Here is an 18,927-nt window from a genome sequence, read left to right as displayed (position 1 = left end):
TAATCAACAAAAATTAGTAAGTTTATAAACCGAAAATCCTCCTTAAGGATTTAAACTAAAATGTCTAAGTTGGTTTGAAGACGTACAAACATTTATAATGGAAAGATAGACAGTGTGATTATCAAAAACTTCTCATATCAAGATAGAGAAACTTCTACTGTGAATGATGAAATTGAAAGCACAAGGGTCATATTATTAAGTAGCAAAAAACTTACAGAAATACAAATAAAAAAACTTGATGAATTATTAAAGTCAAAAAAAAGTTATATTAAACAAAGAGCATTATTGTCTCATTTTAATAAAAAAATTGAATACTTTTTTAATGGTAATAAAATACAGGATATTACAATTTCATCAATGACAAAAAACATCACAATTTATAGAGAAGAAAAATGTATTTATAAAGCCAAAATGTCATTCTTTTTAGAAAAAGGAATTAAAAATTTAGAGAAATAATGTCCCAACACATTACAGATACAACCCAATTACAATGTGATAAAGGAACAATTCAACAAGTCAATCCTTTATAAGTATTGAAGGGAAATTGCAGGCAACAGAAGGAGATAAGCAACCTAACACTAATATAAAACCCTTTGGAGTATGCAGTGTTTTAAGGTCTTCCTGTTCACCCTCACTAATACCTCTGAATTTGAAATTGAGGGTAAAAAAGAGCTGTTAGATTGCTCCAGTTGTCAATGTTCTGTTGGCGGGAAAATATCTGTTGTGAGGTCAATACAGAATTTTGTTGAAGAATAACACTGAAAATAATAAAGTTGCCAAATTATAAAAATGACAAGATAATTGATTAAAACCTATATAAGAAAAACATTGAAATGAAAGAAAACCAATTCATAACACTTAAAAAGAAAACTGATTTTGCAGTAAAACAGTTAAATAACTGTTGTAGTGCTGGATGTTCTTTTTGTTGTTATCAATTAATTGAGGTATTTGATTTTGAAAAGCAAACAATAAAAAGTACAGTTAACAAACTAAGCGACGAAATAAAGTCCGTTGTAAAAATAAATTTAGAAAGCTGGTTTAATTTTTTCAACCAAAATACCCCCGAAAATAAAGTATTAGATGAAAAAGATACTATTGTAAAATTAATGGAATTGGACTTGTTAAATAAGCATCAATGCCCTTTATTAGTTGATAATCTATGCTCCATATACAATAATAGACCTCTTGCTTGTAGAGTTCATGTTGTAGAGTCTAAACCAGAGCTTTGTGAGAAAAACCCTCATAGAGCTTCTTCAAGGGATAGTTCCAACATTAGAAGCGAAATATTTGCAGATATAAAAATGAAAAAAAATACTCTCTTATATTTCTCCCATACATTATAACTGAAGTAATCCAAATTTCTACTAAATTAAAACCAATAAAGAAAATGCCAGTTCGATAAGTTAATATTTGTAAAAATAGACAAGAAGTAAACAGGCTCAAAATAAGCCTGTTTTTTTTGAAATAATATTTCCTGCTCAGTCCGGCGGAAGGCTTATTGCCAAATTTCTTTAGCAACTTTTGGCTCAGATCCTGTAAATTCTTCAATATATTGTACCATAAGCTCTCCTAAAACCGCTTCAAAATCTACTGTTGTAGCAATAGAATCATGAATCGTAAATAGTGGCATTTCAGGATAATCTTTTGCAATCTTTTTAGTCACGTAATCAATAATACAGTGCGATTCTATATTTTGAAGAAGTCTCGACAAATGTGCATTACCTTATCACTCACTTGAATCTTTTCATCACGTTTTCTCTTTTTGTAGAATTTCTTAGCACAGTCATCGGAACAGCATTTTGTTGTAGTCTTTTTAGCTACAAATCTATTTCCGCAGAATTGACAAATTTTATTGACTTCCATAACGTCTAAATTCTCCCCAAAAATGTTTCACATTGTTTCCTTGTGTTTCCCACTGTTTCAAAATGTAATATTTTTTAACGATAAAACTACAAATTTTATTCCAAACAAAATTCATAGAAACGAAATAGAAACAAATAGAAACAAATAGAATGTATGTATTCTGCAATATTAACTTATAGGACAAAATATAAGATAAATAAAAAACCCTTTAAATATTGCGTTTAAAGGGTTTTTCGTATTGTTGTGATTGCAATCTATATACAATCTAAAACACTGTCTACTTTCCGATACAAAAAGTATAAAACCCTTTATTTATAGCACTTCACATAGGTAAATATGTACAAAAGTGATACAAAATACTTATGAAAATAAATTCAATATCTTAAAAATATTGAATTTATTTTTTGAGTTTATCGAAAAATAATACTAACTAATTATTATAGCTTGTAATAATTACAATATGCTCATTTACATCAAAAAAATAATCTATATGGTGATTATTGTAAAAATATCACTATCAACTCTTACATCCACACCATTTTCAATTATGCTAAATTTACTGGTAAGTAAATTTAAGTATTTCATTGACAAGCCTTTTATTTTATTACACTTAAATCACTTTGATTTTGTATTTTTACGGTTAAATTTGCAGTTCCTAAACTTGATACTGCAAATATCGTTATGCCTAATAATATCAATAAGAACTCAAATCAATTGCCTTATAATCCTAATGACGTTGACATTAGACAACAATCTTTTACAGTTGATATGATTGTCAATATGATTGAAAAAGGTGATATTGAATTATGGCGACCTCATGATTTTCAGCGTTTAAGTGGATTGTGGACAGTAAAACAGAAAAGCTGGTTGATAGAATCTTTGTTAATGAACATCCCCCTACCAATTTTTTACATGGATGGAAGCGAACATCCATGGAAAATTATCGATGGATTACAAAGGCTCACCGTCATTCATGAATTTATTTATAAAAATTCTTTTGCACTTTTAGACTTACAATATGAGTTTGATCTAGAAGGACGTTTCTTTCATGAGTTACCCTATTTTTACCAAAGAACTATTAGGAATTTTTACATTCAAGCTTATATAATAAACCCAGGTACTCCGCGAGAGGTGGTACTCAATATTTTTCATCGTATTAATACTGCTGGAATCCGTTTAAATAAACAAGAGTTGAGAAATGCTTATTTTTCAGGTAATGCCTCTTCTTTTATTGTTGATTTAACAGAAACCGAAACTTTTCAACAGCTTATTGGAAAAAAAATTTCCTCTAAAAGAATGAAAGATCGAGTTTACGCACTAAGATTCGTTGCTTTTTATATGATAAAACATGCATACGAAGGTACCATGGATAAGTTTCTTGATTTGGCAATGGAAGATATTCAGGGATATAATAATCTTATTCTTGATGATATCAAAACACAGTTTGAACACTCTTTACAAACATGTTTAACAATTTTTGGGGATGATGCATTTCACATTCTTAATAAAAATGGAAAAAAAATAGATAATAAACTTAACATTGCGCTCTTTGAAGCTTGGACTGTTAATCTTGCATATAGAAATCAACATCAACATAGAGCTTTGATTGAAAATGTAGAAATCCTCATCTCAAGATATATAGAATATTTTACAATCCCAGAATTTAATAAGGCTATTACTTCTTCAACAACATCAAAATCTTCGGTTGATCTACGCTTTGCAATGATCAGCGATTTAATAGATATTTCAATATGATAAACCAACTAAGATTATTTCAATTTAAAGGTTTCAAAGAACAAGTCTTTAATTTATCAAACCTCACTTTACTTGCGGGAGTTAACGGTATGGGCAAATCGAGCTTAATCCAATCTTTATTAGTACTTAGAAGTAGCTATGATAGAGGTGAGTTACAAAACGGAAGTTTTCTTACGATTCAGCATCAAGATCTTATTAATCTTGTAAGTCCAGACGCTATTTTAAATGCTGATGCTGAATCCAGTGAAGTTTCTATTAATATTATTGAAGATGAATACCAGGGAATCTGGAAAGTTGATGCTGAAGGCATTAGCAACTCCCTACCTCTGAAAGACCATACTGTTAATTCCGAAATCTTAAAAACATCATTGTTCAATACTTCATTTCAATATTTAAATGCTGAAAGAATTGGTCCTAGACAATTTTATGAGCGTTTATCAGTAAGTAAACAACATAGTCCCTTGGGCTATCGCGGAGAATTCACTGCTTCAAAATTATCTGAGGTGGCTACGAATTTGACAAAACTTGAGCATTCAAAATTATCTCTATCAAAAAGCGAATTTATTTATGATCAAGTATCAAATTGGCTCAGCGAAATCCTCCATTCTGGAACAAAAATCAGTTTGGATGAAAGTAACCCTACTCAAATTTCCATTCTCTATAATTTTGCAAGGCAAAAAGGAAAAAGTTTTAATCCTTTAAATATTGGATTCGGTTTTTCTTTTGCTCTTCCAATTATCGTTGCCGTTTTAACGGCACCAAAAAACTCATTGCTGATTATTGAGAATCCTGAAGCACATCTTCATCCAAAAGGTCAAGCAGAAATGGGAAAATTTTTAGCCCTTGCAGCTGAATCTGGAATCCAGATAATCATCGAGACTCATAGTGATCATATTCTCAACGGAATTAGAATAGCTGTTAAGGATAAAAAAGTCTTACCCGAATCGACAAATATTATATTCATTGGCTCTTATGATGATAATGGAAATGAAAGAGTATATGTAGAAGAACTTGTAATCGATAAAGAAGGAAGAATTAATGAGTGGCCTAAAGATTTTTTTGACACTTGGGAGTATTCAATGATGCATTTACTTTAAAACCAACAAGATGCCAGAATTAATATTCAATGAATTAAGTCTTCAATCTGATGTAAATAATACAGAGCACGCACATTCACTTCTAAAAAGTTTTTTTGAGCTTTGTGACAGTGTAAACAATTTAAAAATTGGGACACTTAAAATTAAAATTGGAAAAGAATTTAGCACATTGCTTTTCAAAGGAGTACATTACAATATTCATAATTTTTTGCCACGATTAGAAGCAGATGAAAGAAATCGCTACAGTACATATTTGGCACAAACCTCTTTTATATCAGATAATCCCTATTATTCATACGATGGAGCAGAAGCAATTGGTTTTGGATACGCTTACGAAAATGATCAAATTACCGTCAGTATTAATAATGCAGATAATTGGTCTGAAAACTCATATACTATCACTAAAGAATATTTATTGGAAGAACAAGATGCTGAAGTTGTTGTTGAAAACAAAGAGGTTAAACATCTGCCTCATGAAAATCAGCTAGATACATTTAAACCTTTTTTTATTGAATCTGCATTAAAAAATGCAAAATTTAATGTTTCGAACATTTTAACAATTGAGGATTTTTGGAACCGACGTTCAGAAATATTTGAGATGTTGGACTTTTCAGTGGAATCTGAGAATCTACTGAAAAAATTCACATCGATTAGTCATCCTCACTTTTCAAAAGCAATGAATTATTTTGAAAGATTAAATCTCCATTTATTAGAAGTAAGTTTGGGCAGAAAGAAATTTGACAACTTACCTGGTGACATTAGTCTTGATGGTGAGGCAACGCTTAATAAATATAGTAATGAAAGAATATTTACTTTACCCTCAGGAAATGCTAAAATATTTTCTACACACGCAAAGCTAGGAGGGAACTTAAGAATTTATTTATATCCGGAAGAAAGCCGTGGAAGAATTAGTATTGGGCATATTGGTCATCATTTAAATACTGTAAACTTTAAAAATTAATATTTTATCATTAAATTAATATATAACTTATTGTCTGATTTTAATTCTCAATAGAGAAATCCTCTTGATGGTATATTACATACTATAGTCAAGTTCTGTTGCAAGATTCAGCACTACCAATTTTCGGTCTATTCTATAAGCGAGATATTATTCTGTAGAAAATTCCGTGAGATAAACTGCGGAATGGCTGCCTCGCAATCCAATCCAGACTTTTTTGTACAATCTCTCAGATTCATTGTTCATATTGATCGAATGACTTATAACTTTTCCTTATCAATCTATAAATGTTATCGACCTTATTAATATATTTTCGCTGATCCAGCAGTATTTTTGTAGTCTAATTATTAATAAAACATACTACAAAAAGGGTATTTCAAATACAATATTACATTCGATTTTTGTCTCAAATATTTGCTAAATTTGCAACAAAATGTTCTTTAGAATTTTGTTTTACAAAACTGTCGCCGTATATTTACTTTGTTAAAAATAAGTTCATTTATAGAATTTAAACGTATTAAAAAAAAGTAGCTGGTAATTTTACTCACCACTCCCATTTCTTTTTTTCTTTTCTTTCTAACGTATCTCTATCAATCTCATCCATCAAATCGTCCTCAAAGTTTTTCGATGGATTATACCAGTCAAGTTTTTTTTCAGCCCATTCTATCCATTCTTTATTTTTTGTATCGCTAGACTTCACATAATCTAAATACTCACTAAGGATTAAAAATTTCTTCCATCTGTGAGCATCATTGTAGAAAGAAATAAATCTACTGAGTTCTTCATCTTTGCATTTTTGTTTTGCTTCTTCAACTTTTCTGATTTCTTCTTGTTTTTCTCTCTGTATCTCCCACTTTTTCCTATTGTCAAGTACTTTTTGAAATTCAGTTTCAATTTTTATCAAAATCTTCTCAACCTGGCTTTCAACCGGAGACTTGTCCGTATCTACAAATTCAAAAGTAGCAATCCTCCTAATTTTAATAGCTAATTTTCCATTTGCAGACAATTCTCGATCATTCCATCCATACTTATTCGGGGTTAATGTTGCATTGCTTTTTTCTCGAATGTAGATTAACATTTTATCATTATCATGAGCGATAATTTCTAGTCCCTCATCGCTTAATAAAACTCGATATCCTAAAACTTTAAAGTTCTTAATAAGATTATCTAAAATTCTCAAGGAGCGAGAAACATTTTTTGGAGAAACAATGATACTTGGTAAGCCTCGGCTTGTACTAATTGTACCTTTTACTTTCTCATAAGAATTCGACATTTTTTTATTCTCCAGGTTAGATTGTGTTTTTACAACTATATCATCTGGCTTACTTAATCTATCATTTACTTTAAGAATTAGTGATAAGTTCTTTCTGATTTTTTCAGTAACAAGTTTTCTGATCGAATCTTCAGGAGAATAATTTTGTTTTAATACATCAACATTAATTTTGATTTCTCCTTCTTCATCTTTTTTGAGTAAAGGTAATTGGTTCACTTTTTTGCCATATTGTATCTTTTGCCAATAACCAACTGGAGGTATGGGAATATCAAAATTTTTACAAATTTTACGTAATCCATTATCTGATAAATTAAATTCTTTTGCAAGTTTAATCATTGGTGTAGCCCAAACTTTGTCATATAGTTCTTTGCGAGAAAGTTTGATCGTGTTATTCATAATTAAAATTTGTTATAATTTTTGATATATTTCTTTCAACACTCCTTTAATTAATCTCTATTTCTGTAAAGTTAATAATACTTTTTTGGCAGTTTTTCATTAAAAATTTTTGACAGATAAATCTTTTTTAAAAATCTAAAAACTTTTAATATAATCAAGTTAAGTATTATAAAACGAAATTCCCAATACATCCTGATTCTAGAGTAAATTAAGTATACTTTTTGCAATATTAGAATTCAAAATGCCTGAATCATTGATGACTGTTATTTTACCTAACGAACATGAGTGTGCCTTATCATCAAACAAAATAAAAGATTCGTTTTTTAAGTCAGTATTTTGAGAAGGATATAAAAGCAGCGATTTGGTAGATTTCCAAAATTGATTATAAACATACATCTGCCTCAAGTCATGGGTCGAAGGTTGTGACTGATCAATATTCTTCCATTTGGTATCGATAATTAAAATTTCTTTATTTTCATTATCTGTTTTCTTTTCTAAAACAATATCCGGGCGAATCGTTATACCATTCCAAAAGCCTTTAGAGTTTTGTCCATAAACTTCAATACCGCTTCCTTGTGCTGCTTGTTTTAATCTTGCCAAAACATATTCTTCCCAAAGGCTGTTCATGTCAAAAAGCAGTGCCAGCATCTTTTCAGAACCGCTTGAAACATTAGGAGCATAATTTAAAATAATGAGCCTTGCAATTGCTAAAGCCGTTTCATAAGGCGTAGTCTTTCTAGACTTGGGAATTTTAGTAAATGTATTTTCATTGGCTTTAATGCCTTCTACCTCGGGGAAATCTAATTGTACTGTTTTACACTTACTGTAGAGATAATTTCCTTTTGATAATGTAGAAATAATTTCCAAAGCCTGTGCTAAAATCTGATGAATCAAATGGTCTTTATCATAAACCTGATGCGTGGTATAAAATCTTTCTTTGTGAACAAGATTCTTTTGGATATGATCCGCAAATTGCAGTTTGCCCTTCAGAGCCTTTATATTTCCAGTTTCCTTATAGTATTGTTTGATTAACCCTTGATGAATAAGCAACTGTACTTCATTCAAATACCATTCAAAATAAATATCCAGAAGATGAATAGATTGCCTTGAAACATTGGCCTGACCGATCTGCTTAATTTTTAATTTCTTAGTAACTTTCAGCATTTCCAAAAGAACATCACGCCATTTAGATTTATTCTCTTCTGGCTCGTATCGGTCAACTTTTGGAAGAATTTCTATAGTTAAACCTTCCACCTGTATAACACCCACAAATTGCTTGAATCTTATTCCATTATGTCGGGTTTCAAAATACTTATCATTATGCAAAATATTTAGTTTGGATAAAGCTACGTAATGACTTTTTTCAAACCTTACATCGTTGTAAAGTTCATTAATAAAAATGATTTCAAATTCAAAAACCTGTATTACTTTAGTTTTCAATGGTAGAAGTAGTTTCCTTAAATGTTCCTAATAATTTTTGCACAGCAATCTCAATCTGAATTTCATCTAAATCAGCTAACTGATATTCTAATTCAAATTCAGGCTTAGGTTGTTTAAAAAACCTTGTAAAAACCCCATTTTTATCCAGCTTTCTTTCAACAAAAAATCCCTCGCCTAATATCCAACCTATTTTTTCATAATCGCCATAAAAATACTCCTGTAATAAGGGAATAATATTATTTTTAAAGACCGATTTTAAATCATCGACAGAATTTACATCTATAAAATAAGAATGTCCGATTTTATGATTTCTGTCCAATAATATTTCAATTCTTTGATTTATTTTTTCTAATAAAGTTTGCAGATTGATTCCGGTAATAGGAAATTCAGAAAAATAATCATAAAATTCCTTATTTTCTGCTTTGGTCATTTGATCCCAAATGTTTACTTTTTCAGTATGCCAGTGTTCAGACACTCCTAACAAATTAAACAAATTTGTTTCCTTCTCTACAAATTCAAGATCATCCCATCCAACACTTTCGTATTTCCATAATAATCTACAGTACATTGCCGATGGAGACAAGATATTTTCTTGAGAAGATATTTCCTCGAAACTAAAACGTCTTCTTAAAGCTGTATCCAAAGCTTCGATACTTCGGTCTGCAGTATTCATTGTACCCATGATATATAGATTAGATGGTACACCAAATTTATCTTTACTGTAAGGCAAGGTAACTTGTAATTCTTCAGATTTACCCAAACGTTTACTATCTTCAATTAAAGTTATTAACTCCCCAAATATCTGTGAAACATTGCCCCTATTAATTTCATCAATGATCAGAACATAGTTTTTTACAGAACTGTCTTTTGTAGCTGTAAGTTCTTTAAATGACTCAAGCTTTATATCTTCATTATAAAACTGATAAATAGATTGTTGAGATATATTCTTTTTTAAAAACTTTTCGGGTGATAAATTTAAATCTTTTGCAAACCAATCAATTTTTCTAAAATGAGAAAGACTTGTAGGATTTTCATCATTAAAAATATAAGAACCTGACACTTTCCCAATTGCATCAATAATATGGTTTCCTCTTGTTGCAATTACAATATCACCCTCTTTCATTCTAAATAAAGTAAAAGATGCTTGAATATTAAAGCTACTTTTTTCTGCAACATCTGGAAACTTTTCTAAAAATTTCTTTTTATAGGTGCTCCAATCATTTATTTTTGCTAATTCTGACAAATCATTGGCTCCTCCCCAAGATATTCCCCCAAGATTATTATGAATACAATACGAGTGTTCCTGAGGGTTATTTTTCCCTCCAAGGGACATCTTGTAATAATCCACATTGTTCCAATCTATGTCTGTTCTATCAACTTTTTCGATTTTCTTCGCTTGATTTACAATCTTCTTGAAGATACCATCTTCAACATCATAAATAACTGATTTATTACCTTGTGTATCTTCTTCGATCATTGGCTTTATACCTTCAACAAAATCTTCATAGCTCATACTTTGATGGAAGGTCGTAAATACAATCTGCCCAGATCCGGCAAGTTTACTATATTCCTCTTTTATAATTGCTCTGTTTTGGTTAAGATCAAAATCTGGATTTATAATACTAATTGCTTTATCAATAGTGTTATAGGTTTTTCCAGTTCCTGGAGGCCCAAATAATATCTGGTTTAATGGTTGATTTGTTTTTTTCATTATTGGATATGATATTGGTGAGTCATCAATTTCTTCTGTCGAGTTAAGAACTTGGTAAAGTATATCTTGAGCAAATATTAAATGATTAGTATCTGGATAACAATCATCAGTTAAAAACTTATTTTTAATATCAAGTAATTCCTGATCTTTAGTGATATAATTAACGATCAGATTCTTTACTAAATCCAGATAGTGTATATATTTTTTATTTTTACTTTCTGGCTTTATTCCTAAAAGATCACAATAAGATTTATAAAAAGAGTTTTTGTAAAGTGTATATTTTTCTGGATATTTAAAAGTCAGGAATGTAGAAATTGTTCTTTCATCGTGATGGTGATTCAGTTTCATACCCATCTTTTTATAGATTTCAGATACCCTATTTTGGAACTCTACAATTCTGTCTTCTAGTGACAGTTTCTCATCGAAGAGATTTTGAAAGACATTTCTATAATCTTCTGGAAATTCTTTGGCCATATGATTCCTTACAGCGATACCATTATGGTAAATTAAATTACCATAATTAATTGAAGTAATTTCAGAAGTAAAATTATCCGCAGAAATATCGGGACGATCATTAAATAAATTTAGCAGCTTCCATTTATAAATTTCCTTTTTATTATCTTCAGAAACAATATTTTTATACTTCGAAATAATACTCTGGTTAATATCTACAGTAAGTCTGTTCTTAATAATGAATCCCATTTTTCTTAGGGGTTCATTTGTACTGTCACCACCGTATAAACTCATCTGGTCCCAATTTGATATATTAGCTAATTCCGCAGCTTTGCGAACGATTTCTTTTGGGGGATAAGCTTTTCCTTTATATTCTAAATCATATTTAGTGGAGCCTATTAAACTAATATCATTTTTTATGATAAACTCTAATGCTGTTGTAATTTGCTCTTTTGTAACTTGTTTTGCTAAGTTTGCCATAAATTATTATTTACCTAATTCTCCTTGAAATTCTTTGTCTGTTCCAAAACATTCTTATAAATTATCCATAATATCTTTTTGACAATAACTTGCTCATAACCTTTTTCTTTCGAAATATGGATGAATGATTTTTCTAATTGGGATTCTGTGTATTTCATTGGATACTTACTTTATTACTCGCTCTTCTTTTTTACTAATATGTAATTACAAATCAAAATTATTTTTTTCTTCTTTGATGCTCTTTGATGTATTGCTGTCCTGACATTACTAAATTAATAAGTTGTCCTTGTGGAGTATTCAAAACTCCATAAGTTGAATTAACTAAAGTATTAAGCTCTGTCCAGCTATAATTCTGACAATGAGAAACTACAAAATCAATCACTTCTTTAGTATCATTTCTTAAATTAAAATTATCTTTTTTATTAAGGAAATTAATAACCAATTGTTCTTTGTTATTATCATCAATTTTAATTAAAACTTCAAAATTAGAAGATTCATTAAAAATACTTCTGAGGCTTTTGTAAAACGGACCATATTCTGTCTGTAACCATTCTATATCAGTAAGTTTCTCAAATTTCGTAATTGCAAAACGCCACTCAATTAAGTAGAGTAACTTCATCACTCTAGAAATAGATAATTGATTAGAATTTGGATACTGTAAATACAAATAATCTAAAATATTTATTACTCTTTCCATAATTAAAATCCTTGTTCTTTAGCTTTATTTATATTCGGAAAATCCCAGTCAATCTTTTCTACAAAAGCTACTAACCTTTTTTCTTCATCTTGATTTAGAACCATGTCAATATCAACTTCTTCAAATCCTCGGTCATTCTTACTTTCAACAACAACGATAGAGGTTTGTTCTAAATTCATCATATCTTTTAATGCTTTAATGTAGAAACTTCTTCCTTTCATATTCATATTCCAGACCGTTTCTTCATTGATTTTAGCTAATGAGCTTATTACACGATAATAACCTGATTTAAATTTATTTCTTTTGTTATCCGGTTCAGGAATTCCGGAATTTTTAAAAAATTTAGTTTCTTGCCAGGCTTTAAAAATTAGACCTTCCTTTTTATAACTATTTCTAGATCTCTTTTTTAGTTCTGGATTTTTAGAAAATCGTCCTAAAACATAAAATTCATCATTAATAAATTTATATAAGGTAATTCTTTCATTACTGGTGAGTTTCATTTTTTCAGCTAAATATGCTAAATGAATTTCTACAATTTCAATAGAATTATTATTGATTTTAGAAATTTTGTTTTCTAGATTCTGTATAGTGACATCATGTATTCTTTTATCTTCTTCCAGAGAAAATATTTTTCCATCTTTTTCCTTTTCTATTTTTTCTATAGTCTTTGAATTAGAAATTTGCTTAGCTATATGCCATATACTAGATCCTATTATTAAAATAAAAAGAATCCATCCAAGAGTGTTAGAATGAATTTTACCCCATAGTATTTCTCGATTTAAGCTAAACAATATACCAACAATTGTAAAAAGCAATGTATTTATTCCGTTCCAATATGGTAAAAAATGTTCATAAATATGATTTTGAGTTCTACCCAACCACGTATTTTCAATTCCCATTTTAAGTTTTCTATAGTATTTAATATTAGTTTTTAGTTTTCTTCCAACGTCGGCAATGTTGACAATAGCTATCACTTAAGTTGTGTAAGTTTTTAATTTTCAGTTTTTTCTTACAGAAAGAAATCTATCACTATTAGCACTCTTTTTATCGCTTTCTAAAAGTAGACTGCAACTTTGGAGTTTTATTAGTTTACAATTTTTCACTTTCCCATCAATAAGAAATTTATATTTAATTAGCTGGTAAACCTAATTTATCAAAAAATGCTCTATTTCTCTCCTTTGCCATATTAAGAAGTCTATCATAAGATATAACTTCGATATAACATTTGTAAGTTTTGTGAAAACCAAAATATCCCATTTTATCAGATGTAATCTGTAAATCTAAAATACTACATCGTTCTATTACAGACGTGGTCAAATCACAAATTACATAACAAAATCCCGGAATGTTTTCGGAGTTTGGAATTGGTCTTCCAGTTTTTGTTAAAACTTTACCATCTCTTATTCTCTTTAAGTAACCTAATGCTTGTTCTACAGGATCTTTTTCTTCGCCAGTTTTCGCATCATTTCTCATAGGTCTCTTAATTTCAATAACTGTTATTGACGCAAGAGGAAGAGATTCAGAATCATTAACTAATAATGGATTATCGTAAACATTCAATGCTAAAAAGTCAGGCTCTTTAGTTGAGTTTGAATTAGTAATGGATGCAGAATTAAGAGTTTTGTCAGAACTAAGAAAATTGTGGAAAGCTAATCTTTCGTCTATTAACCACAAATTACTATCTTCAAATACTGTTGTATCACTTGTTGTTTGCATTGGCATAATTAATTTATGCAACACTTCTTCTTTAGAATAACTTCCTCCTTCATTTTTTGCAATTGCGGCGGCTAATAAATCTAGAATAACTTTTCTATGAGTAACATAATTGGCTAAGTCATATTTCTTTACATCGCTAGCTTTTGATAAATATTCTTCAATCCGCTTACTGTAATACTCTTTGTTTTCGATAGATTGAGGAATAAGTAAATTATGTCCTTCTGCTATTAATTCAGATTCAATTGTCATTAAATGAGAATGAAGTTTCAAATCTAAGTCACGATCTGAAATATTAGGATCAACAAACATTTCATTTTTTGGAATCCTATTGATTATTGATTTATAGCGAGGTGCTTTATTGTCAACAAAATAATCTACTTTTGCTAACCCCGCCATTTTACTTTCTGTTAAAAAAGGCTCTAAAAATTTTTTTACCTTATTCAATGTATTTTCTCTGATTTCTGAAAAAAATATTTCAGTTTCCGAGAATATTCCATCAACAGTTTCGGGAATAGTGAAATTTAATCTTTCCTGACTTACATTTTCGGTTAGAAAATTAGAGGTAACAAAGCATATATAAGTGAAATTTTCTTCATTTTCTTTAAGGTATCCATAGAGACCTACTATTCGACCAATGAGACTCTCTTCTTTAACAACTCGATCTGCCGCACCATACTTAATAGCGTGTCGGTTTTGTTGTGTAGATTTTAATTTTAAATGAGTGAGCTCAAATTTTTCTTTATGAATATAAAATTCATCCTTTTCCGAAGCATCAATCATTAAATAATCGAATTCATTTTGTAATGAAGCAGATTCATCACCATCGACTATTACAATGTCTGGCGCTCCACCTGTTCTGATAAAATACCATAGACAATGTTCTAAAATATTTCGGGAAATTGTTTCGATAGTTTTTGGCAAATAGACCAAATAATTTTTATGAATGTCTTTAAGCGAAATGGATGTTTCTCTAATTTTAGAAATTGACTTCTCATAGTTTTCATTTGAAATATCATTTTGAATATTAAAATCAAATGCTCTTTCAAATAATTCATCTTTCTCCTCAAATACACTTGCTATTTTGACACTTTTAAAAGCCTTCAACCACAATAATCGTCCAATACCTCTACCTCCTAAATCTATTTTAAAATCAGAATCTAATGTTTTGAAAGATTTAAAATTAGCTTCATTAAAACCAATTCCATTATCGACTATCTCAAAACCATTAATTTCAGACTTTACTTCAGTAAAAGCAGATGTTTGCCCTGACCTGACAACTTTTATGATTATCTTACCTTGATAATTCTCATCATCCTTTTTCATTTCATCAATAGAATGAATAGAATTTACAACAGCCTCAAAAACAGGGAATAATGCATTGGTAAGTGGTAAAGTAGTATTTCTAAGTCTTCCTCTTAAACTAGTATTCAAGCTCATAGTTAAAGTTTTTTTTAATTTTCACAACGTCAACCTCGACATAATATATTTAAAATTGTCTAATTTTTTACTGGTTTAATTTTTATAAGATTAAAAAGTTTCGTAGTAAAATGGTTCTAATAATTTTTTTTATGGTTATTTCTAGCTCTTTTCCACAATCCCAATCTCTTCCTCACTCAGCCCATAAAGTTCATAAACCATTTGGTCTATTTCTTTATCTGTACTCGTAATTTTGGATTGAATTTCTAAGGCTTTACTTTTCTCTTGGTCAAAATAATCTGCCCATTCTGCTTCTTCGGAAAGGGCGAGTTTTATTTTTTGTTTGGTGAGTTCTTTGATGAAATCTGCATATGAAAGCTTGTACCAGTCTTGCAGTTTTTTGTTTTGGTTTAGATTTTCAAATTTTCTTTCGCAAGTTCTTTGGAATTTGGCAGAAATTTCTTGTAAGTCTTTGTTGAGAGAAAGCATTTGGTCGGCTTTCTTACGCAAATTATCGCTAGGTTCAACAATTGGTATTTGTCCAAAATATTTCCAAATAAGCTGATAGCCATTTTGAATCTGTGTACAATATTTAGAAATCAACCACCAACCGAGTTTAGAATTTAAAATAGCTAACAAACCCTTATCTTCCGTAGGAATAATCCACATTGAATCATTGCAATATAAACCAGATTCATCAAAAATAAAGCAAGATTTAACTTGAAATTTTTGATACATTATTTTTGGTTTTCTATAGAGTGCTAAATAATCTAATGAAGGATTATTATCCAGTTCCAACCAATGATGCTGTCCTTCAAAAGGCTTCGTTTCGGTAATTTTACTTCCATTGCATTGTCCTCTTTTTTTTAGCTTATCTTCATACTGAAGAATGTGTTTATGTAAAGCTGGATAATCAGTTTCAAGAACTTTGTAACTTCCAAAATAGGCAAGAATAATTGAGTCTAAATCATTTTCATTTGGAGTTTTGTATTTGCTCAAATCACGTCCTCGTAATAATGCACCGATTAATTCTTGAGATTTTACATCTTCTTTAACTAGTTCCTTTTTTTTAAATTCATCAATTAAGAAGGCTTCAGTAAGACCGAATTTAATTCCATAATTTGCTTCTCCTCTAATAAAATCACATAACGATTTAAAACGATTATTTAAGTTTTGGACAAGTTCTCTATCTTTATTAGATGAAATAATCCAAGTATCTCCGTTAAATGATTTCGTTTCAAAAATTTGCCGATTGTTATCTATATTTAAATAAAAATCATTTCTCATCTCTGGCTTTAAAACAGAAATAGCAATATTTTCGATAGCATCTTTATTCTCCGCAATAAAAATACAAGGATAAGTTGTAGCTCCTTCAAATATTTGTAAATCTCCGAAGTCTATTAATTCATTTATTTTAAATTTAAGAAAATATTCACGTAAAGGTTTACCGTAACCTGCTTGAAGCCATTTATTCGGCATAATAAAAGAAATTATTCCGTTTTCTTTTAGAATATTAAATCCTTTTTCAACAAATAAAACATATAAATCACCCCTTTTCTCAAAGGTTTTATAATTTAATTTAGATAGTTGTTCTGAAACATCTTTTATTGATTCTAATTTCACATACGGAGGATTCCCAATCACCACATCAAAACCACCTTTCTCAAAAACCTGTGGGAATTCTTGTTCCCAATTAAATGATTTGTCGCCTGCAACTTCGGGATCGTCTATCAAAGAATTTCCGCATTTGATGTTGTCATTCAAACTATTCAGTTTCCTACTGGGTTCCGCAGTCCTTAACCAAAGAGATAATTTCGCAATTTCTACAGATTCTTCATTCAGATCTACACCAAAAAGATTGTTCTCCAAAATACTTTCAGAATGATAAGTAAAAGCAATTGATGAACCGGTAAGTTTGGCTTCCAATTCATCAATATATTGGTGTTCGACAATCAGGAAATTTAAAGCTTCATTCAAAAATGCTCCACTTCCACAAGCAGGATCTATGATGGTAATTTGGTGCAACCAAGCTCTGTAATCATCTAGTTTTCTAAGTAAAGTGAGTTTGGTTTTCTGCTGTCTTTTTTTATCGGTGAAATACTCTTCTTCCACAATGGCAAATTCTACTTTTTTGTCCTCACATAGTTTACCTACTGTATTTTCAACAATATATTTGGTGATGTATTTTGGAGTGTAGAAAACACCATCTTTCTTACGTTTGGTTTCCGATTTATCAATTTCCTGACCTTCCAATTGGGCTTTTACTTCATCTAATTCATTCAAAGAATTTTCAAAAATATGTCCCAAAATATTTACATCAACTTCACTATCAAAATCGTAATCTGCAAGTTTTACACTATGGATATGTAATAAAGTATCATCTATCTTTATATTATCAAGAATATCATCCGGTTTAAATAGTCCTCCGTTATAAGCAAAAACATCAAATTGTTTACCTTTAAAGCCTGTATTGAGATATCCAAAGTATTTTTTAAATCTTTCATAAAGTGGAATACACTCATCCAGTTCCTTCAATTTTTCCCATTGTTCTACAATTAATCTTACAGAATTTGGAGGAAGTAAGCCTCTGTCTTCCCCAAAAAATAAGAAAAGTAATCGGTCTAATAATTTCTGAGATTTTTTGAACAACTCTAGTTGGTCATACTGCGGATTAAGCTCAACTAAGTTCTGAAATAGTTGTCTCTTGAAAACCGAATAATCTTTATATAACTTTTTTGTTATTGCATCTTCTTGGCTCAGAGATTCAGCTTTCATCTTTGCAGGAACATCCACAGAAATATTCTCATAAGCCAAACATAAATAAAGAAGCTGGAACTCGTCAAATGTAAGTTCAAATAAATTGAATTCTAAATGCTCAATGGCATTATCTATATATAATCTTAGTTTCTCAAAATTTGAAGTAATAATGTATTTACAATCCGTCTGGTTGTTTTTGTACCCAAAAGCCTGTTCTTCAATTTTTGAGAGATCAGTTGTTTTAGTACCTTTTAATTCAATAATCGCAGTTACTGAATTATTGATAACAATAGCACCATCAGCTTTTTTGCTGTCTTTTACATTTTTATATTCTGTAGTAAGATTATAGTTGGGTGTAGGGTTTTTGGTATAACCCAAGATATTTACAAAAAGGTCAATTAAGAACTCCCCTTGATATTGTTCTTCTTTGGACTGTCTGATGTTTGATTGAATTTCAGGATGATTAAAATGAGCTTTGAACAGATCCCACCTTTGTGTAACATTCTTTCCATTTTGATTTTTAAGATATTTTGAAATTATAGTTTTTTGAAACATGGTTTTATTAATTATTCATATCATCAAGTAATCCTTGAATTGATTTTTATATAATCGATAAATATAACTAAAGGAAAACAAAAGAAAAAACGGGAAACCGCATAATCAATGTTTTTTTTACTTTTTTGTGATTTACAACCCAAAATTAGATGCGGATTAAGATAAAATTCTTATTTGCGAAATTTTCAGGGATATTTTTTCAAGATCGAATTCTTATCTTTGTTCTAGAAAATAAAAAATTTAATTAAAGCGTAAGCTATCGTATTGGTTACAGAAAACTGCGAATCTTCTATAAACCCAAATTCGATAGGCTTACGCCCATGTCATTATATGGCGTGGGCTGTAAGTTTATATCTGGGT

Annotated in this window: 14 protein-coding genes; 5 read left to right on the top strand and 9 right to left on the bottom strand. The window is 29.8% G+C overall.

Going from position 1 to position 18,927, the window contains the following annotated elements; all coding sequences use genetic code 11:
- Nucleotides 1-114: 114 nt before the first annotated feature.
- On the top strand, nt 115-456 hold the full coding sequence (locus AB671_RS10025; protein WP_066680740.1) for a hypothetical protein: 342 nt from the start codon (nt 115-117) through the stop codon (nt 454-456).
- 377 nt (nt 457-833) lie between these two features.
- Nucleotides 834-1,343 (top strand): YkgJ family cysteine cluster protein, encoded by a 510-nt coding sequence (locus tag AB671_RS10020; protein WP_066680742.1) that lies wholly within the window; start codon nt 834-836, stop codon nt 1,341-1,343.
- A gap of 152 nt (nt 1,344-1,495) precedes the next feature.
- On the opposite strand, the gene AB671_RS22260 is transcribed toward AB671_RS10020, so the two are convergent.
- Nucleotides 1,496-1,711 (bottom strand): hypothetical protein, encoded by a 216-nt coding sequence (locus AB671_RS22260; protein WP_157444179.1) that lies wholly within the window; start codon nt 1,709-1,711, stop codon nt 1,496-1,498.
- Nucleotides 1,712-2,544: 833 nt separating this feature from the next.
- Here AB671_RS22260 and AB671_RS10015 point away from each other — a divergent pair.
- From AB671_RS10015 to AB671_RS10005, 3 genes are read left to right on the top strand one after another with little or no spacing between them, the layout of a single operon-like run.
- Nucleotides 2,545-3,618 carry a DUF262 domain-containing protein gene (locus AB671_RS10015; RefSeq protein WP_066680743.1) on the top strand — a complete coding sequence of 358 codons (1,074 nt, stop codon included), beginning with the start codon at nt 2,545-2,547 and terminating at the stop codon, nt 3,616-3,618.
- Nucleotides 3,615-4,715 (top strand): AAA family ATPase, encoded by a 1,101-nt coding sequence (locus AB671_RS10010; protein WP_066680744.1) that lies wholly within the window; start codon nt 3,615-3,617, stop codon nt 4,713-4,715. Before AB671_RS10015 ends, AB671_RS10010 begins: the two co-directional genes overlap by 4 nt.
- Nucleotides 4,716-4,725: 10 nt before the next feature.
- On the top strand, nt 4,726-5,676 hold the full coding sequence (locus tag AB671_RS10005; RefSeq protein ID WP_066680746.1) for a hypothetical protein: 951 nt from the start codon (nt 4,726-4,728) through the stop codon (nt 5,674-5,676).
- A 147-nt stretch (nt 5,677-5,823) separates the two neighbouring features.
- Here the strand turns inward: AB671_RS10005 and AB671_RS22765 are convergent, their stop codons facing one another.
- The 8 genes from AB671_RS22765 to AB671_RS09970 all read right to left on the bottom strand — a co-directional run bounded on the left by AB671_RS22765 (nt 5,824) and on the right by AB671_RS09970 (nt 18,567).
- A complete protein-coding gene (locus AB671_RS22765) occupies nt 5,824-5,919 on the bottom strand; it encodes a hypothetical protein (protein ID WP_228390988.1) in 96 nt (31 codons plus the stop codon).
- A gap of 298 nt (nt 5,920-6,217) precedes the next feature.
- On the bottom strand, nt 6,218-7,342 hold the full coding sequence (locus tag AB671_RS10000) for a hypothetical protein (RefSeq protein WP_066680748.1): 1,125 nt from the start codon (nt 7,340-7,342) through the stop codon (nt 6,218-6,220).
- Nucleotides 7,343-7,540: 198 nt separating this feature from the next.
- Entirely contained in the window at nt 7,541-8,782 is a 1,242-nt protein-coding gene (locus tag AB671_RS09995) for an McrC family protein (RefSeq protein WP_066680749.1), read from the bottom strand.
- Nucleotides 8,772-11,426 carry an AAA family ATPase gene (locus tag AB671_RS22760; protein WP_066680751.1) on the bottom strand — a complete coding sequence of 885 codons (2,655 nt, stop codon included), beginning with the start codon at nt 11,424-11,426 and terminating at the stop codon, nt 8,772-8,774. The genes AB671_RS09995 and AB671_RS22760 overlap by 11 nt, the downstream gene beginning before the upstream one ends.
- A 217-nt stretch (nt 11,427-11,643) precedes the next feature.
- Nucleotides 11,644-12,123 (bottom strand): type II toxin-antitoxin system antitoxin SocA domain-containing protein, encoded by a 480-nt coding sequence (locus tag AB671_RS09985; RefSeq protein WP_066680753.1) that lies wholly within the window; start codon nt 12,121-12,123, stop codon nt 11,644-11,646.
- A 2-nt stretch (nt 12,124-12,125) separates the two neighbouring features.
- Nucleotides 12,126-13,097, bottom strand: a complete 972-nt coding sequence (locus AB671_RS09980) for a hypothetical protein (protein WP_066680758.1) — start codon at nt 13,095-13,097, stop codon at nt 12,126-12,128.
- 154 nt (nt 13,098-13,251) lie between these two features.
- Nucleotides 13,252-15,276: a hypothetical protein gene (locus tag AB671_RS09975; RefSeq protein ID WP_066680760.1), complete on the bottom strand. Its 2,025-nt coding sequence runs from the start codon at nt 15,274-15,276 to the stop codon at nt 13,252-13,254.
- A 141-nt stretch (nt 15,277-15,417) separates the two neighbouring features.
- On the bottom strand, nt 15,418-18,567 hold the full coding sequence (locus AB671_RS09970; RefSeq protein WP_066680761.1) for an Eco57I restriction-modification methylase domain-containing protein: 3,150 nt from the start codon (nt 18,565-18,567) through the stop codon (nt 15,418-15,420).
- Nucleotides 18,568-18,927: the final 360 nt, after the last annotated feature.

The sequence above is a fragment of the Chryseobacterium sp. BGARF1 genome (assembly GCF_001677955.1).
Classification (GTDB): Bacteria; Bacteroidota; Bacteroidia; order Flavobacteriales; family Weeksellaceae; genus Chryseobacterium.
This window is presented reverse-complemented; position numbering and strand designations above follow the sequence as displayed.

Excerpts from the sequence above, each read along its gene's own strand:
- AB671_RS10020 (WP_066680742.1), top strand. The coding sequence starts at position 834 with ATGAAAGAAAACCAATTCATAACACTTAAAAAGAAAACTGATTTTGCA.
- AB671_RS10015 (WP_066680743.1), top strand. The coding sequence starts at position 2,545 with ATGCCTAATAATATCAATAAGAACTCAAATCAATTGCCTTATAATCCT.
- AB671_RS10010 (WP_066680744.1), top strand. The coding sequence starts at position 3,615 with ATGATAAACCAACTAAGATTATTTCAATTTAAAGGTTTCAAAGAACAA.
- AB671_RS10005 (WP_066680746.1), top strand. The coding sequence starts at position 4,726 with ATGCCAGAATTAATATTCAATGAATTAAGTCTTCAATCTGATGTAAAT.
- AB671_RS22765 (WP_228390988.1), bottom strand. The coding sequence starts at position 5,919 with ATGAACAATGAATCTGAGAGATTGTACAAAAAAGTCTGGATTGGATTG.
- AB671_RS10000 (WP_066680748.1), bottom strand. The coding sequence starts at position 7,342 with ATGAATAACACGATCAAACTTTCTCGCAAAGAACTATATGACAAAGTT.
- AB671_RS22760 (WP_066680751.1), bottom strand. The coding sequence starts at position 11,426 with ATGGCAAACTTAGCAAAACAAGTTACAAAAGAGCAAATTACAACAGCA.
- AB671_RS09985 (WP_066680753.1), bottom strand. The coding sequence starts at position 12,123 with ATGGAAAGAGTAATAAATATTTTAGATTATTTGTATTTACAGTATCCA.
- AB671_RS09975 (WP_066680760.1), bottom strand. The coding sequence starts at position 15,276 with ATGAGCTTGAATACTAGTTTAAGAGGAAGACTTAGAAATACTACTTTA.
- AB671_RS09970 (WP_066680761.1), bottom strand. The coding sequence starts at position 18,567 with ATGTTTCAAAAAACTATAATTTCAAAATATCTTAAAAATCAAAATGGA.